An 18,232-nucleotide genomic window follows, 5' to 3' on the forward strand; every position below is an offset into this window, starting at 1 on the left:
AAATTTAAAAAAGGTTGGAAAGCTTTTAAAGATTCTCTAAAGTAGTTTTTTTTGAAAGATTTTAATTAGATTTTATCTTGATTATCCATAAAAAAAACGCTTCAATTATTTGAAGCGTTTTTTTATTATTACAATTTCTTGTTTTCTAATGAATCAATTTCTTTTTAACTACCATATCATTTTCGAGTGTAATTTCGGCGATATAAATACCATTTGGATAATTAAAACTATCTGAAAATTGTCTGGTGACATTCGCTAATTTGTAGCGATTAATCAGTTTGCCGGAAATATCATAGATTTTTACAGATTTGATAAATTCGCTTGACTCGACTCTGATTACATTATTGATAATTGAAGCTTGAGTGTTACTGTTGTCCGGATTGTTTACCCCAAGAGTATTCGTAACATATACAATTTCAAATCGATTTTCAAAAGTACCGGCAACAGCATTAAAGGTATAAGGACTTTGTTTGATATTGTGGTCAATGCCCAATAAATTATCTCTTAAGTAAATGGTTTGGTCACCTAAAAACAATCCGTCTAATTCATCAACTGCTATAGAATACATCCCTGGATTAGTAATTTTATAGCCTAAAGGCACTACGTCATTTTGATCAAATGGTAATCCTCTACCTTGAATCGCTAAACTTTTATCTCCTAAGATTGAATACAGATTTACTTCATTGTTTGTAAAGCTAACCCCGTCGTAATAAGTGTCAAGACCATTTGTTGCTTCGGCTTTGTAATTGACCATCATTTGACGGAATGTAGTATTGCTGTAGATGTTTAGCCAAATTCTATTGTTTTCAGAGCTATTTTCAGAGGAAGTTGTGGCGTTTGATGATCTGAAAAATTGATGGTTATCATTCGTTACGCGCATGCTGTTGTTGAATGTAATGTTTCCATCAGCATAAGCCTGTGCAAAGAAACCTTGACCTGCAGCAATTTTTCCGTTTGGTCTTAGACTCATATTAGAAGGGTCTGTTGAGGGAGCTGTTCCAACGCCACCGGAGAGATTCCAACTTCCATAATCTAAAACATTGTAGGGACCGGTTCCGCTGTATAATGTAACTGAGGTCCAAAAGAATATTGTTCCGCCCAATTCTGAATTGTTTTCAGGAAGGTTTGTAGGCAATACACCATACGTTAAAAACTTTTCTGCATCAATCGCACTTGGATAAGGATTTGCGAGTAAAACAGTGTTGCCAGGTCCTGTCGAACTTGAGTCAAAACTATCAACAGGAACGGTTACTACACCATTTCCTGGAGTACCTTGATATACAAAATCTATAGTTCCGGTTCCGGTGCTGAAAGGAGCTATGTTACGAACTCTTGCAATGAAACCTTGACCGGGAGAAACACTTGATAAAGCCATCCAAGCACCATCTAAAGTACCAGACTGCCATCTGTATCTTAAATCAAATTGATTTGGTATTTGGCTAAAAACATTTTCAACTACCGGTGAACCCCAATATACATAAGCCCAACGTGTCACTGGTCTGGTTGTGCGGGTATAGGTAATGTGTCCTGTATTTACCGCACTGTCATTATGCTGTACTAAACTGGCATTGTTTTGAATTGTAAAGTTTGCCGTAGGATTTACATTGACAAAATCGGTAACTGTGATGTTGTTTGAGGAATTAATGAGTAGACTTGAATTAGCTAAAATGCTAAGACTGTGGGCAAAAGCTTCATAATTAGTTCCTGAAATAACAGGTTTATTGGTAACGTTTGGTATGATGACACAATTAGTGTTGTCAGGAACGCCATTTGGTGTCCAGTTCAAATCATTTTCCCATGCAGTACTCGCAGAACCATTCCATAATTTTCCAAATGAAGTGACCTCAATACAATTACTAAAAGCAGTACAGCTTACGCCATTGAGTGTTGAAGTTACTCTTACTTGAAAGTAAGTAGTTTGTGTTACTGGTGGTGAGTCATATGCTTGAGTTACTGCACCCGAAATATCATTCCATGGACCAGAACAACCGGTCGTACTACTTTGCCATTGATAGGTCAATGTACTTGTGCCAGTTGCCGGTGTTACTATAGTAAAAGCACTTGGATTATCAATAGTATTACAAACATTTTGATTTCCGGCAATTACAGTAGGCGTTACCTCGTTAACAAAAACGGTGACGAAATTTGAGTTTGCAGAACAATTATTTCCATTTAATGTGGCAGTAGCGACTCTTCTGAAAAAGGTGTTTTGATATATTGGCCCTGGTTCATCATAATCTGGATTAGTGGCTCCAATAATATTAGTCCAAGGTCCAGCACCTCCCGAAGTACTTATTTGCCATTGATACTGAAGCCCTGTTCCTGTACCCGGAGTTTCGGTAAATGCTGTTGGATTTCCACCATAACAAACGGTTCTGTTCCCGCTAATGGTTCCGGGAGTAACAGAATTAATCGTTACAGTAATACAGTTACTGCTTGCAGAACATTCTACAAGATTCAACAATGAATAGGTAATTCTTCGATAATAAGTGGTTACTAATAAACCGGCAGGAGCATCATAAGTCGTACCTGTTGCACCACCAATTGTATTCCATCCACTTGAGCATCCTTCTGTACTAGATTGCCATTCATAACGAAGTGTTCCTGACCCTGTTGAAGGTGTAATCACGGTAAATGCTGCTGGGTTATTTCCACAGAGGGTTTGGTCTGAACCAATTGTCCCGCCAGTCACGTTGTTGATGGTTATAGTAATACAGTTGCTGTAAGCAGAACAATTAACTCCATTCAATAAATAAGTAACTTTTCTTCTGTAATAAGTTGTTACTGTCAATCCGGTAGGAACGGTGTAAGTTGCATTATTTCCATTAATAGTGATGTTATTAAAATCAGAGTTGCAATCGGTAGTACTAATTTCCCATTGGTAAGTTCTTACGCCACCGCCTGTTGCATCCACACTAGTAAAGGCGACTGGTATTCCACCAGAACAAATAGTTTGATTCCCGGCTATGCTACCTGGATTAATATTGTTTACAGTTATAATTATTGGTGTGGTGCTTTGTGAACAAGTAGCACCATTAGTGTTGTAAGTAACTCCTGTAGTAACTGGAGGTGTTGGTCCAGTGGTTACATAAGTCGCCGTTCTTATAAACCAAGTTGTAGTTGTTAATCCAGATGGAGCATATATTGCGATATTAGATGAAGGGATTGGCGAATATGAACCTGCCAAACCTGTTGTACTACTTTGCCATTCGTATGTTAACGTTCCTGATCCTGTAGGTGCTGTTTGTGTAAAAGCTATAGGATTTGAACCACTACAAATAGTTTGATTAGCTGCAATAGTTCCAGCAGTGACTGCTGGTGCTACGCTAATAGTTACAGATATAGGTGTTCCTGTACAACCATTAGAAACCGGAGTAATGGTGTATATTACATTTTGAGTTGTTGCCGAGTTATTAACTAAAGTGTTATTGATGATATAGTTTCCGCCCACACCTATTGATCCGGAACCGGAAGTGTTATCTCCTGTAATATTAGGATTGTTATTAACAGTCCAGTTAAAAGTTGTAGTATTACCTGAATCTTGAATATTTCCTCTAACTTCTATACCTGCACTGCTGTTGCTGCAAATTGTCGAGCTTGGAACAGTTGCAGTTGCTCTCGGGGTTGGGCGAATAGTTACGTTAATAGTATAGGATTGTAAAGTACATATAACTGCTCCTGTAGCATTATAGTCATATACATAAGGTGTTATTACAACAGGACTTATTACCGTTACATCACTGGTGTTTTGCGCTGTTAATGGACCAATACTGGCTGATGAGTCTCTAAAGATTCCAAAGAAATACGATCCTCCTGTTGACCCAACAGGTCCACCAGTGGCCGGAGTTATGTTAGCAGCATTTGCTGTCCATCCATAACGAACAGCAGAAAATGAAAAATGAGAAGAAAGGACCGTTGGTGTAAAAGAGCTGCCAGGACATAAGATACCGGGTAGATTGTTATAATTTGTTGTAATACTACCGTTATCTGCCGGTTGAATTACAACGAAATTACTAGTTACACTACCACATAGATTGCTTACTATAAGCCTGTAGTATGTATTATTTGCTCCAAATAAAGGGATGGGGGCCGGTTGATAGGAATTGTTGGTTTGCCCTGCAATGTTAGTGTAGGTTACATTATTAGGGCTACTTTGCCATTGATAGGTATAAACCCCTGATCCGCCCGATGGAGGCGTAGTAATAGTCAATGCATTTGGAGTAGATACAAGACAGGCTGTTTGATTTGTGCCAATAACCGGTGCTACTAATGGAGCATAAACATTTACTGTAGCAATACCCGAGTTGGAACATCCATTACTTGCAGTTACTGAAATACTAAATATCGTTGTTTGTGTTGTAGATTGTGAATGCTGTAAAGTTCCTGTAATAGGATTAGTAGAAACAGGTGGGCCACCTACTGTTCCAATTCCCGTGATATTAGCATTATTTCTAGTCCAAGAAAAGGACGTTCCTGCTAAACTATTCGAGCTGCTCATAGTGATACTACTAATTGCTGTATTATTACAAATGCTCTGTTGGTTATTTGTTATCGTTAATTGCGGTTTAGGTTTAACAATTACTTGTACAGTTGTGCTAGAACTACATCCATCAACTGTTGCAGTAATTGTAAAAGTTTCAGTCACATCACTACTAGTAAAGTTCTCTAAAGTACCGCTGATACTAGTCCCTGAACCGCTAGTTGGCATACCAATTAATGACGAGATTCTTGACCAACCAAAAATGGTGCCTGCAACGTTTGAAGAATAAGTAATTGGATTTATAGCAACACCTCCGCACAAAGTTTGAGTAGCAGGATTTACGACTGTTATGATTGGTTTTGGTTTTACAGTGATTGTAGCTGTTCCCAATGAGTTAATAGTGCAACCATTTGCGGTAGCGCTGATAGTAAAAGTTGTAGTTTGTACAGTATTGGTTGAATTGGTTAAACTTCCCGAAATTGAAAATCCGCTTCCATTAGGAATTCCGGTTATATTTGGGTTGTTGCTTGTCCAACTATATGTCGTGCCGACAACACCATTTAAAGGATTTATACCAATAGTAGTAATGCTTCCTTCAGAACAAATATTTTGTGTGGCATTAGTAATCGTTACAGTAGGTACCGGATTTACTATTACACTCACAGTAAACGGATCGGAAGTACAATTGTCTTCCGTAGTCGCTGTAACACTGAACACAATAGTTTGTGGTGCGTTGGTACTATTAGATAAGTTTCCGGAAATTGTTGCGCCATTTCCGCTAGTTGCCATTCCGGTAACACCGACTATAGTATTTCTGGTCCAATTGTAGTCTATAGTTCCCGAAATTGTATTTGGATTGTTGAATGTTATTGGGTCAATATTGGCGCCTGAACAAATAGACTGTGACGAAAGACCTGTCAATATACCTACTGTAGGTTTAGGATCTACATAAACAACTACCGAAAAAGTACTGGCACTACAGCCATTAGTCGAAGCGGTTACATTGTAGGAAGCCGTTTGTTGTATGTTGGTTGGGTTTGTTAATGTTTGAACAAAAGAAGTTTGACCACTTAAAGCAGTTGCACCTGTAATTCCACCTGTGACTGTTGGTAATCCCCATGAATAGGTTGTACTTGGTGGCACTATGTTTCCTCCACCATTTGTTGGTAAAATTGTCGCTGTTCCAGCGCTACAAATTGTAGTGGAGTAATTGATTGTAATTGAAGGTGTGATGTTTACGGTAATACCGTAGTTTGCAGAAACAGCTCCGGTTCCACACGCATTAGTGCCTTGAACGGTTATGTTTCCTGAGTTTGCTGCCATACTAAAACTAACAGTTATTACGTTAGTGCCTGTTCCTGCGGTTATAGAAGCGCCAAATGGTAAAGTCCATATATAATTGGTTGCATTTGCTATAATTGGGACTGAATAAACAACGCTATTTTGTCCTTGACAAACCGTAGCTGAACCTGTAATTACTCCCGCAGCAAGAGGTAATGGATTAACGGTTACCGTTGTAGCAGAACAAGCCGATGTATTACAAGTGCCATTATATCTCACATAATAAGAAGTTGTTGTAATAGGAGATACCGTAATACTATTGCCAGTTCCTGCTGAGGTTCCACCACAAGAAGCAGTAAACCATTCTGCTGTGGCTCCGGTTCCTGATGTTCCTCCAACTAAGGTAAGTGTGGTAGAGGCTCCTTCACAAATGGTTGTTGTTCCACTGATGCTTGTTGGCGCAATGGACAATGTGTTAACAGTTACAGGATAATTTGCAGAAACGATTCCGTTTCCACATGCATTTGTACCCTGAACAGTAATATTGCCTGAGGTCGCTGAAACAGAGAAATCAACGGTAATTGCGTTTGTATTAGCACCGGTTGCTATAGTAGCACCGGAAGGTAAGGTCCAGATATAATTGGTAGCATTAATAATAGCTGGTACTGAATAGGATACACCGTTTTGCCCTTGACAAACGATTGCAGTTCCGGTAATAGTTCCCGCAGTCACCGGTAATGGATTTACGGTAATGGTAAGAATGGATACGATTCCGTCTCCGCAGGCATTTCTGCCCAACACAGTAATATTTCCAGAAATCGCTGTCGCTGAAAAATCTACTGCAATCGAATTTGTATTTGCACCAGTTGCTATTGTAGCTCCGGAAGGTAATGACCAAATATAATCTGTAGCATTAGCAATAGCGGGTACCGAATAAGTTACACCATTTTGTCCTTGACAAACAGAGGCTGTTCCGGTAATTGTTCCGGCAGCTACAGGTAATGGATTTACTGTAATAGTTTCAGAAGTACAAAGCGTTGTGTTGCAAGTGCTATTATATCTTACATAATAAGTAGTGGATAAAATAGGAGATACAGTTATGCTATTTCCTATTCCGGCAGAAGTACCACCACAAGAATCTGTAAACCATTCAATGATTCCTCCAGTGCCAACAGTTCCTCCGTTGACAGTAAGTGTAGTTGAATTTCCTTCACAAATTGTAGTTGTTGCGCTGATACTAATAGGCGCAATAGATAATGTGTTAACTGTTACGGCATAGTTTGCAGAAATAATCCCATTTCCACAGGCATTTGTTCCGTATACGGTGATATTACCTGAGACAGCTGAGGCTGAAAAATCAACAGTAATTGATTCTGTATTTGCTCCGGTTGCTAGAGTTGCTCCGGCGGGTAAAGTCCAAACGTAATCTGTGGCATTGGCTATAACAGGAACAGAAAAAGCTACACCAGTTTGTCCTTGACAAACGGCTGCTGTTCCGATAATTGTTCCTGCGGTTACCGGTAATGCATCAACAGTAATAGGATAAGTTGAAACGATTCCATTACCACAACTGTTGGTGCCATAAACTGTAATGTCTCCTGAAATAGCAGCAGCACCGTAGTTAACAGTAATCGAATTTGTATTCGCTCCTGTTGCGATTGTAGCTCCGGAGGGTAATGTCCAAGTGTAACCAGTTGCATTGGCAATAACCGGTACAGAATACGCCACGCCATTTTGCCCTTGACAAACAGTAGCTGTGCCGGATATTGTTCCCGCAGAATCTACTGGATTTTCAACTACAATTGTTCCGGTAGCTGATGCACTGCCGCAGCCATCAACTAAAGGAATGTCATAATTAAAAGTTCCTGAGACAGTTGGAATTCCACTAATGGTAATAGTATTTGATGCCCAAGATGCTGTTAGACCTGCCGGTAAATTTGTTGGTGTCTCAATTCCGGTTGTGTAAGTTGTAGTATGTGTTATATCAATTAAAGTCGTATTGATACACAAGGTTGGTGTTGAAGAAGCTACTCCCACAGTATTATTGGAAGTTACACTTACAGTACGAGCTACTTGTACCGATGGACCGTTACACCCATTGGCGGTTACACGAATATCTACCGTACCCGAAAAACCATTTGCCCATGTCATCACACCTGTCGTAGCATTAATACTTCCTGCAGCACCATTACTCAAACTCCAGTTAAAACCGGTATTGTTTGTAGCTGTAGTAGTGTAAGTTGTGGTCGTTGTTCCATCGGTTAGCTGACATGTAGGCTCAGTTCCTGCTGAAACGGTTATTGCAGTAGGAGTTCCAACTGTTGGTGTTATTGTTACAGTTCGGATAACCTGTGATGTTGGGCCGTTACAGCCATTCGCGGTTACTTGGATATCTACGGTTCCCGAAAAACCATTTGCCCAAGTCATTACACCAGTAGTAGCACTAATGGTTCCTGCGGCACCATTACTTAAACTCCAATTAAAACCGGTATTGTTTGTGGCAGTTGTTGCGTAAGTTGTAGTCGTTGTCCCATTGGTTAACTGACAAGTAGGTTCTGTTCCCGCTGAAATAGTTATGGCAGTTGGTGATACCACGTTAGCATTTACCGTAATGGTTCCGGTAGCATTTTCGGTTCCGCAACCACCGGTTAATGGAATAGTGTAGTTAAAAGTTCCTGATTCAGTAGGTGTTCCGCTAATGGTAATGGTATTTGAGGTCCAAGAGGCCGAAACTCCTGCCGGCAAACCGCTTGCTCCCGATACTCCATTATCTTGTATGCCTGTTGTGCCTGTAGTGGTATGAGTAATAGCCACTAATGCGGTATTGATGCATAAAGTTGGTGTTGAAGATGCTGTGCCTGCAGTATTTAATGCGACAGGTGTAAAGTCACCAGCACTTGTGGCTGTTCCTCCGGGTGTCGTAACCGTAATTTTTCCGGTTGTAATTCCGGACGGGACAATGGCTGTAATTTGAGTGGCACTATCAACTGTGAATGAGGTTGCTGCAACCCCGTTAAAATTAACCTCAGTAGCTCCTGTAAAATTGGTTCCGGTAATTACTACTTCTTCTCCGGCGCAAGTTGATGTTGGGGTGAAATTGGTTATTGTTGGAGGAAGTGTATAGTACACTATAATTCTCATGAAATCAACAGCGACAGTCTGTGTTCCGCCACCAATATTAACCGAAAAAGCAGCGCCAAAGTTATTTGCGTTAATTTGTGCTACAGTCCAAGTTGTTCCCCATAAATCAGTTGGGGAACCATATGTAATGACTGCAAAAGAAGTTCCATAATTTGTTGCAACAGCTTTATTATCACCTAGAACAGTTCCGCCTCTAATTAATCGTACAGTATTGTCATTTGCAAATCTTCCACCGCTTGTATTACTTGTATTACGTTCAACTTGAAGTTCTATACCGTTAATGACTGATCCGGCAGGGATTGTAAAGCCATGATTGCTACTCAACAATTGTTCAGAAGTAGCGTTGACCGTAGCGGAAGAATTGTTATCGGAAACTATACGTCCCGGATTAGTCCATCCAGTGCCTGCTCCACCAGAATTAGCTCCAGCTCCAGCAAATCTTGTTTGGGATTGTCCAATTGAATTAGATGGTGCTAAAAAAACAAACAAAAAAAGCAAAGGTAATGCCCAAGTATGAGAAAATGATTTTGTAGTTAATCTAAAAAACACCAACAACATTCTCAAGTTGAGTAAGCTCAAAATAGTGGATTGTAATTTTTCGGTTTGAGAGTATTTTTTTTCCATAACGTAACTTTTTGTTTCGGTTATACTTTGTTATAAGGCACTTTGTAAAAATGTACTATTTTTATATGCCCATCATAAAAGTGTCGTGTTGTTGGAGCAAAATTAGGAATAAACCTGTAAGGAGTTTCATATTTAGGTTGTTTAGCCATAATTCTCGTTGAAATGCATGCGGTGTTTTTTTTATCCCATTAAAAAGGTAAGTCAACGATTGTTTGAAAGTGTTTAATTCTCGCAAATTCAATTGGTTGCATTCTTAGTTCTTTGGTTTAAACTATCAGTAATATTTATTTTTTTAGCATTTTTTTTGTGATTTTACTAATGGTTTTAGTTAAAAAATAAATTTATTTCTTATTGAATTCCTCTTTTAAAATCCACCAATAAATAATTTTGAACGAAGACAAAACGCAGTGTTAAAAATGCATAATTGTCCCTTCGAATCACTATTATAAAATCCCTATATTTGTTATTCAAAAAAACCAAAATGAGTTTGATGAAATTGATTTTTAAAATCATCCTTTTATTACCGCTAACCATTTTTTCGCAAACGGATTTCGAAAAAGCGGAGAAGTTGGTCATACAAGGAAAACCAGCTTTGGCCAAACCTATTTTTGAGAATGTCTTAAAAGAAAGTCCTAATAATATCAAAGTATTAGAATACTTAGGTGACATTGAAGGTGCCAATAAAGCATGGACTAAAGCCATGTCTTATTATGATAAATTGAGAAAGCTCAAACCTAATGAAGCCAATTACCATTATAAATATGGTGGTTGCCTTGGGATGAAAGCCAAAGAATCTAATAAATTCAAAGCATTAGGGATGATTGATGAGATCAAAGCTTCTTTTGAAAAAGCCATTCTGCTTAATCCTAATCATATTGAAGCGCGCTGGGCTTTAATAGAATTGTATCTGGAATTGCCTGGAATTGTTGGTGGAAGTGAGAAAAAAGCACATAAATATTCAGATGAGTTATTCAAAATTTCACCCGTTGATGGCTATTTGTCAAAAGGTCGTATAGCCGAATATTTTAATCGATATAAAGAAGCGGAGAAAAATTATAAAAAAGCCATTGAAATTGGCGGCTCCAAAACCTCTTACCAAAAGTTGGCTAATTTGTACAAAAACAAAATGAACCAGCCCGAGAAAGCCAAATTAGTTTTAGAAACCTATCAAGAAAAAAACAAATCATAATAATGCGAACACATTTTATTGCCATTGGCGGTGCAGCCATGCACAATTTAGCCTTGGCCTTACACAATAAAGGATACCAAGTTACCGGAAGCGATGATGCTATTTTTGAACCTTCCAAATCTAGATTAGAAAAGAAAGGATTATTGCCAACAGAAATGGGTTGGTTTCCCGAAAAAATCACCGCCGACATCGAAGCCGTAATTCTCGGAATGCATGCCAAAGCTGATAATCCGGAGTTGCTGAAAGCTCAAGAACTCGGACTCAAAATTTATTCCTATCCCGAATTTTTATACGAACAATCTAAAAATAAAACCCGCGTAGTCATTGGTGGTTCTCACGGAAAAACAACTATTACTTCCATGATTTTGCACGTGATGCATTTTCATAATATTGAAGTTGATTATATGGTTGGCGCCCAATTAGAAGGTTTTGATACGATGGTTCATCTGACGCATGACAACGATTTTATCGTTTTAGAAGGCGATGAATATTTGTCGTCACCCATCGACAGAAGACCAAAATTTCATTTGTACCAACCGAACATCGCTTTGCTTTCCGGCATTGCTTGGGATCATATCAATGTGTTTCCAACGTTTGAAAACTACGTAGAGCAGTTTGAAATTTTTGTTAACCAAATAACCAAAGGCGGTATTTTAGTCTATAACGAAGAAGACGAAACCGTTAAAAAAGTAGCCGAAGAAAGTACCAATACCATCCGAAGATTACCTTATCAAACGCCAAGTTATACCGTAAAAGACGAAACAACTTTATTAGATACGCCTGAAGGACCAATGCCGATCGAAGTTTTTGGGGCGCACAATCTCAATAATTTGGCCGGAGCCAAATGGATTTGCCAAAATATGGGCGTAGACGAAGCTGATTTCTATGAAGCCATTGCGAGTTTCAAAGGCGCCAGCAAACGTTTGGAAAAAATAGCCGAAGGCAAAGGCAAAGTAGCTTACAAAGATTTTGCGCATTCGCCAAGTAAAGTATCGGCAACTACAAAAGCGGTTAAAGCTCAATATCCTGATAGAAAATTAGTAGCGTGTCTAGAATTGCATACATACAGTAGTTTGAACGCAGAATTCTTAAAAGAATACGAAGGCGCACTCGATGCAGCCGATGTTGCGGTGGTTTTTTATTCACCTGATGCCGTTAAAATTAAACAACTTTCAGCAGTAACTTATGACCAAATCGCGCAATCTTTCAAAAGAGATGATTTGATTATTTATACCAATCCGGCGGAGTTCAAAGACTTTTTGTTCTCTTATGATTTAAATAATTCCGCTTTGCTTTTGATGAGTTCAGGAAATTATGGCGGATTGAATTTTGATGAGGTAAAAGGGTTGATAGAGTAGTTCTCTCAATTTTGTCATTTCGACCAAAGGGAGAAATCTCATTAAGTGATTTTGAATATGTGATTTCTCCTTCGTCGAAATGACAAAGTTATTACTTTTCATACTTATAATGCCCAACAATTTCATAGCTAAACAAACAGTCTTCTAAAACCTGTCCGCCACCAACATTATGCACTATCATCGGATTGCCGTCCGGTGATTTTTTATTTGTAATAATACCAATGTGTGGTAGTTTACCATTAATCATCCAAGTGACCATTTCACCGGTTTTGTAATCATCAGGATTTTGGCTAATGGCTAATTTTTTACCTTTTCGAGTAAAGAAAGTTTCCAAATTCGGCACTCTTCTGTGGTCAATATTGGTGTCGGTTTTCTTTAAACCCCATTTGGTTGGGTATTTTGAAAAGTTGGCTTTCATGTCTTCATGCACTTCTTTTTGTAAATCAATCCCCAATTTTCGGTAAGCCCGAATCACAACATCGGTGCAAACTCCGGTTTTGGCAGGAACATCACCATTCGGGTATTTTATAGCAACATAAGTTGGTGTGTAAATAATATTCGGGTCAATAATTGAAATCGCAGCCACTGCTAATTTTCCCTCAAATGAATTGGGCTTTGCTTCAACAACGCCGTCATTGATATCATTGCTTTTTTGTCCACAAGTCAAAAATGTAAGTAAAATTAGCGAAAAATAAAAAGATTTCATACTTTTAGTGTTTGATTTTATAACGTAAAAATCTTATTTATAGTATTTCCATTGGAACAAAATTTCTCTATAAAGAATTGGGCTGAAGACGATAAGCCGCGTGAAAAACTAATGCTGAAAGGCAAAACAGTTTTAAGCGATGCCGAATTGGTAGCCATTTTAATTGGTTCCGGTAGTCGGAATGAAAGTGCGGTATCATTGAGCAAAAGAATCTTGTCGAGCGTAAATAACAATCTCAATGCTTTGGGAAAATTGTCTCTGAAACAATTAATGGAGTTCAAAGGAATAGGTGAGGCAAAAGCTGTTTCCATTGCGGCTGCGTTAGAATTAGGCAGAAGACGAAGAGTAGAAGAAACGGTCGAGTTAACCAAGATTACTTCAAGTAAAGCTGTTTTTGATATGATGCAACCCATAATCGGAGAATTGTTACATGAAGAATTTTGGGTATTGTATTTAAACAATGCTAACAAAGTGATTTACAAATCGCAATTGTCAAAAGGGGGCATTACCGGAACCGTAGTCGATGTTCGTTTGATCTTCAAAATGGCATTGGAACACAATGCTACCGCAATTATTTTATCCCATAATCATCCTTCGGGCAAATTACTCGCCAGTGATGCCGACCGAGATATTACAAAAAAACTTAAATTTGCCGGAGAGCAACTCGACATCAAAGTGCTCGATCATATTATCATCACCGAAAAAGGATATTTGAGCTTTCAAGACGAAGGCATTTTTTAAAATGAAACACATCACCGACATTTTTTTTGACCTAGATCATACGCTTTGGGATTTTGACCGAAATTCTGTTTTGGCTTTTGACAAGATTTTTAAAGTACATCATCCAACGATAAATACAGAAGCTTTTATCGAAATTTATGCACCCATAAATCAAGCGTGTTGGAAGTTGTACCAAGTTGATAAAATCACCCATGAAGAATTGCGTTACCAACGATTAAAGCAATCATTTGATGCGATGAATTATCCTATTTCAGGTGAAGCTATCGATAAAATAGCACACGATTATATTGCTTTTTTGCCCGATAATAATCAACTGTTTGATGGTGCCATTGAAGTGTTGGATTATTTGTTGCCAAAGTACAATCTGCATATTATTACGAATGGTTTTGCGGAAGTTCAGTATAAAAAAATAAGCAATTCCGGTTTGGGAAGTTATTTCAAAACGGTGACCAATTCGGAAATGGCTGGCGTCAAAAAACCGCATAGAAATATATTTGAATTTGCCTTATCTTTGGCTAAAACCAATAAAGAAAATGCCATTATGATTGGCGATTGTATTGATGCTGATGTTCGAGGTGCCATTGATTTTGGGATGAAGGCTATTTTGTTTGATGAAAAAAACAGTCACAACATTCCCGAAGTGCCAACCATCAATCGTTTAATCGAATTAAAAAACATATTGTAAAATGAAAAAAGTATTGCTGTCCCTAATTTTGTTATTGTCATTTGCGTCTTACTCGCAAAATATTAATGATTTTCAATACGTAATTGTTCCTATAAAATTCGACTTTTTAAAAGAAAATGATCGTTACCGATTGAATACTACCACTAAATTCTTGCTGCAGAAATATGGTTTTAAATCGTATTTAGCTACGGAAGAATTGCCAAATGAAGTTTTGACTAATAGGTGTTCTTTTCTAAATGCTTCTCTTGTGAATGACAATACTATGTTTGTGACCAAAGTAAAAGTGGTCTTAAAAGATTGTTATGATAGGGTTGTATTCGAGACAGCATTTGGAACAAGCCGCACCAAAGAGTATTTTCCGGCCTACAATGAAGCGCTTAGAGAAGCATTCAAATCATTTGACAAACTGAATTATAAATACAATGGAAGCCAACCCACAGAAAAAAGCTTAGGAAAAATTGGAGAAACGGCAGAAGTTAAGGTTCCAACAGAAATTAAACTTGCTTCAGAAAGGGCTGTTGCGGCAACTGAACCTACCAAAGTTTTGGTATCAGGACAGTTGTATGCACAACCTATTACTAACGGATTTCAATTGGTCAATACAGAACCCAAAGTGATGTATAAAATTTACAATACTTCTGTAAAAGATTATTTCATCGCTTCCAAAGGAGATGTAAATGGTGTTTTCTTCGCCAAAGACAACGGTTGGTTTTTTGAATATTATCAAAATGACAAACTATTTTCAGAAAGAGTAGAAGTGAAGTTTTAAAAGTTAGAACTGAAAACTAATACCCATATTTATCCTTCCAACGATTTTTCAAAAAAGTGCGCATTTCGTTTTCGCGGGCATTGTTGCCGGGTTTGTACAAATCGGTATTCCTGATTTCATCCGGTAAGTATTCTTGTTCCGAAAAATTGTTGGCGTAGTTATGTGAATATTGGTATTCCTCACCATAACCCAATTCTTTCATCAATTTTGTCGGCGCATTGCGCAAATGAATCGGTACCGATAAATCTCCGGTTTGTTTGACCAAAGCTTGGGCTTCGCCTATCGCCATATAACTCGCATTGCTTTTAGGTGAAGTTGCCAAATAAATAGCACACTGACTTAAAATAATTCTGCTCTCCGGATTGCCAATCGTGGAAACTGCCTGAAAAGTATTATTGGCCATAATAAAAGCTGTTGGATTCGCATTGCCAATATCTTCGCTTGATAAAATCAACATTCTTCTGGCAATGAATTTTACATCTTCGCCACCTTCAATCATTCGGGCTAACCAATACACCGCGCCGTTTGGATCACTTCCGCGAATGGATTTGATGAATGCCGAAACAATATCATAATGTTGTTCGCCGGTTTTGTCATAAAGCACCGTGTTTTGCTGAACGAGTTCCAATACTTTATCATTCGTTATCGTAATTTGACCTTCAGGGCTGGCGTTTATAACAAGTTCGAAAATATTTAACAGTTTGCGCCCGTCGCCACCGGAAAGTCGCAATAGCGCTTCAGTTTCTTTTAGTTTTATTTTTTTGGTCGAAATGATTTTGTCTTCTTTTATGGCGCGTTGCAATAAAGCCAACAAGTCTTCTTTTGAAAACGGATTCAAAACATACACCTGACAACGTGACAACAAAGCGGGAATGACTTCAAAACTCGGATTTTCAGTCGTGGCGCCGATTAAGGTTACCCAACCTTTTTCGACAGCTGCTAATAAAGAATCCTGTTGTGATTTACTAAAACGATGGATCTCATCAATAAACAAAATCGGATTTTTAGCCGTGAATAAACCGCCGCTGGTTTTGGCTTTTTCAATCACGTCGCGTATATCTTTTACGCCACTGTTAATCGCACTCAACTCATAAAACGGACGATTGCTTTGCTTGGCTATGATTTGGGCCAGAGTCGTTTTTCCGGTTCCGGGCGAACCCCAAAAAATCATCGACGGAATCACACCACGCGCAATTTGTTGGGTCAGCGAACCGTTATCACCCACCAAATGCAATTGGCTGATATAATCTTCTAAACGTTGTGGTCTGATGCGTTCGGCAAGTGGTGCTTCCATGTTGTAAATTTATGTTATTTTTTTGATTGTCACATTGAGCTTGTCGAAATGTTGGAGCCAATCGCTTGAGCATTTTTTAAATCATTTTCCCGCTGTCCGTTATATCCCGAAATTTCGGGATGTCACTTCCATCGGGGCTAAATGCAAACTGTTGGCTTCTTTTAAACTCAGTTGAAAAAGTTTTGCTAAGAATTTCTAGTTTCAAGACTATAAGCTTTGTGTGCTTTGCGCCTTCTTGGCGAACTTTGCGGTTAAAATCATGTTCAACTGACAATTTAGCATTACTTTTAATTTGGCTGTGTTTTTGACAACAATTATGTTTTAAAATAAAACCATGAACGATTACCATCACTTTAAGTTTACACCATCGGTTTGGATTATTCCAAGCTTTCTGCTGATTTTGATTTGGGCGGTTTTCTTTTTTGAACACAGTTTTAATATTGACTTGACTCCACACGGGATTTTACCACGAACATTTTCGGGTTTGCAAGGCGTTTTGTTTAGTCCGTTTTTGCATGGCGATTTGAATCACATTGCCAATAATTCCATTCCGTTGTTTGTTTTAACCACGGCACTGATATATTTCTACAGAGATGTTTCACTGAAGGTTTTGTGTTATGGTATTTTGCTTTCGGGAATCATTACTTGGGTTATTGGCAGAACGTCTTTTCACATTGGCGCCAGTGGTTTGATTTATGTGTTGGTTTCCTTTATTTTCTTCAAAGGCATGATGACGCAATATTATAGATTGATGGCTTTGTCGCTAACGGTAGTAATGTTTTATGGCGGAATGGTTTGGTTTATTTTTCCGGATGTCGATAAGACTATTTCTTGGGAAGGACACTTGGCCGGATTGGTAGTCGGTTTTGCTTTCGCAGTCTTATTTAAAACACCTGATTATAAAAAAGACATTCAATACGAATGGGAGAAACCCGAATTCAATCCGGAAAACGATTTGTTTATGAAACATTTTGATGACAACGGGAATTTTGTCAATACCCCGGAACCTGAAGAAATAGCGGAAGAAATTCCGGCAACCGAAGTCAATTATGTTTATCACTTTAAAGCAGCGACTGACGATAACAAGTCAGGCGAATAACTAACTGTCTAGCCCCGATTGTAGTGGCACGAAGTAGAACGGAAAGCGGGAATAAGGCTTACTGATAAATCCCAAGCCTTTCGCTCCTGATTTAAACAAGTTCTGCCTGACTATTTATTGACGTTGACGAACAGTTTCATACAAAAACGCACCGCAAGCCACAGAAACATTTAACGAGCCGATCGTTCCGAACATTGGTAACTTGGCTTTTTCATCTACAATTTTCAACACAGACGGATTGATGCCGCGGTCTTCACTTCCCATGATGATGGCTATGGGTTGGTTTAAGTCGATGTTGTAAATGTTGTCTTCCGTTTTTTCGGTAGCGGCTACAGTTTTGATACCGCTGCCTTGAAGGTAAAATATAGCGTCTTTAATGTGATCAACTTTGCAAATCGGCACGTTGAAAACGGCTCCGGCAGAAGTTTTTACGGTATCGCCATTGACAGGAGCAGAACCGGTTTTTTGGACAATGATTCCGTCAACGCCGGTACATTCTGCGGTTCTGATGATGGCGCCGAAGTTTCGGGCATCGCTTAGTTGGTCGAGGATTAGGAATAAAGGCGTTTTGCCACTTTCGACTACGCTATCTACTAAAGTTTCGAGTTTGACGAAGGTGATTGGCGCAATGGTTGCCACAGCACCTTGATGATTGTTAGGTGTCAATCGGTTTAGTTTTTCAACGGGAACGTACGAGAAATTGATGCTGTGTTTTTTCATCGCTTTCATCAATTCCTGCATCAATTCGCTTTGGGCGTCGCTTTGGATAAAAACTTTGTCAATTTCTTTTCCAGCGCTGATGGCTTCAATAATGGCTCTAATTCCGAAGATTTGGTTTTCTTTTTCCATGGCGCAAATGTAGTCA

At 38.6% G+C, this 18,232-nt stretch carries 10 protein-coding genes; 6 read left to right on the forward strand and 4 right to left on the reverse strand.

All coding sequences use genetic code 11. The annotated features are described in order from the left end of the window. Positions 1-145: 145 nt before the first annotated feature. The gene (locus tag B3C16_RS09155; protein WP_291131078.1) at positions 146-9,526 is read right to left on the reverse strand and encodes a PKD-like domain-containing protein; all 9,381 of its coding nucleotides are present in this window, start codon (positions 9,524-9,526) and stop codon (positions 146-148) included. Between the two features lie 490 nt (positions 9,527-10,016). On the opposite strand from B3C16_RS09155, the gene B3C16_RS09160 reads away from it, so the two are divergent. Both B3C16_RS09160 and B3C16_RS09165 read left to right on the forward strand, forming a co-directional pair. Continuing rightward, positions 10,017-10,715 carry a tetratricopeptide repeat protein gene (locus tag B3C16_RS09160; RefSeq protein ID WP_121312837.1) on the forward strand — a complete coding sequence of 233 codons (699 nt, stop codon included), beginning with the start codon at positions 10,017-10,019 and terminating at the stop codon, positions 10,713-10,715. A gap of 2 nt (positions 10,716-10,717) precedes the next feature. Continuing rightward, a complete protein-coding gene (locus tag B3C16_RS09165; protein WP_291131079.1) occupies positions 10,718-12,073 on the forward strand; it encodes a UDP-N-acetylmuramate--L-alanine ligase in 1,356 nt (451 codons plus the stop codon). A gap of 91 nt (positions 12,074-12,164) precedes the next feature. On the opposite strand, the gene B3C16_RS09170 is transcribed toward B3C16_RS09165, so the two are convergent. Next, the gene (locus B3C16_RS09170) at positions 12,165-12,779 is read right to left on the reverse strand and encodes a DUF1287 domain-containing protein (protein ID WP_291131080.1); all 615 of its coding nucleotides are present in this window, start codon (positions 12,777-12,779) and stop codon (positions 12,165-12,167) included. 51 nt (positions 12,780-12,830) lie between these two features. Here B3C16_RS09170 and radC point away from each other — a divergent pair, with 51 nt between their 5' ends. The 3 genes from radC to B3C16_RS09185 are packed head-to-tail and all read left to right on the forward strand — an operon-like array spanning position 12,831 to position 14,974. Next, the gene (gene radC, locus B3C16_RS09175) at positions 12,831-13,520 is read left to right on the forward strand and encodes a RadC family protein (protein ID WP_291131082.1); all 690 of its coding nucleotides are present in this window, start codon (positions 12,831-12,833) and stop codon (positions 13,518-13,520) included. 1 nt (position 13,521) lies between these two features. Beyond that, positions 13,522-14,205 (forward strand): YjjG family noncanonical pyrimidine nucleotidase, encoded by a 684-nt coding sequence (locus B3C16_RS09180; protein WP_291131084.1) that lies wholly within the window; start codon positions 13,522-13,524, stop codon positions 14,203-14,205. Between the two features lies 1 nt (position 14,206). Then, positions 14,207-14,974, forward strand: coding sequence for a hypothetical protein (locus B3C16_RS09185; RefSeq protein WP_291131086.1), 768 nt, complete (start codon positions 14,207-14,209; stop codon positions 14,972-14,974). A gap of 16 nt (positions 14,975-14,990) precedes the next feature. On the opposite strand, the gene B3C16_RS09190 is transcribed toward B3C16_RS09185, so the two are convergent. Beyond that, positions 14,991-16,268, reverse strand: coding sequence for a replication-associated recombination protein A (locus B3C16_RS09190; RefSeq protein ID WP_121312843.1), 1,278 nt, complete (start codon positions 16,266-16,268; stop codon positions 14,991-14,993). 334 nt (positions 16,269-16,602) lie between these two features. Here B3C16_RS09190 and B3C16_RS09195 point away from each other — a divergent pair, with 334 nt between their 5' ends. Continuing rightward, positions 16,603-17,367 (forward strand): rhomboid family intramembrane serine protease, encoded by a 765-nt coding sequence (locus tag B3C16_RS09195; RefSeq protein ID WP_291131088.1) that lies wholly within the window; start codon positions 16,603-16,605, stop codon positions 17,365-17,367. A 114-nt stretch (positions 17,368-17,481) separates the two neighbouring features. Here the strand turns inward: B3C16_RS09195 and rlmB are convergent, their stop codons facing one another. Continuing rightward, entirely contained in the window at positions 17,482-18,216 is a 735-nt protein-coding gene (gene rlmB / locus B3C16_RS09200) for a 23S rRNA (guanosine(2251)-2'-O)-methyltransferase RlmB (RefSeq protein ID WP_121312846.1), read from the reverse strand. Positions 18,217-18,232: the final 16 nt, after the last annotated feature.

The organism is Flavobacterium sp. UBA7682 (assembly GCF_002482945.1).
In the GTDB taxonomy this organism is placed as follows: domain Bacteria; phylum Bacteroidota; class Bacteroidia; order Flavobacteriales; family Flavobacteriaceae; genus Flavobacterium.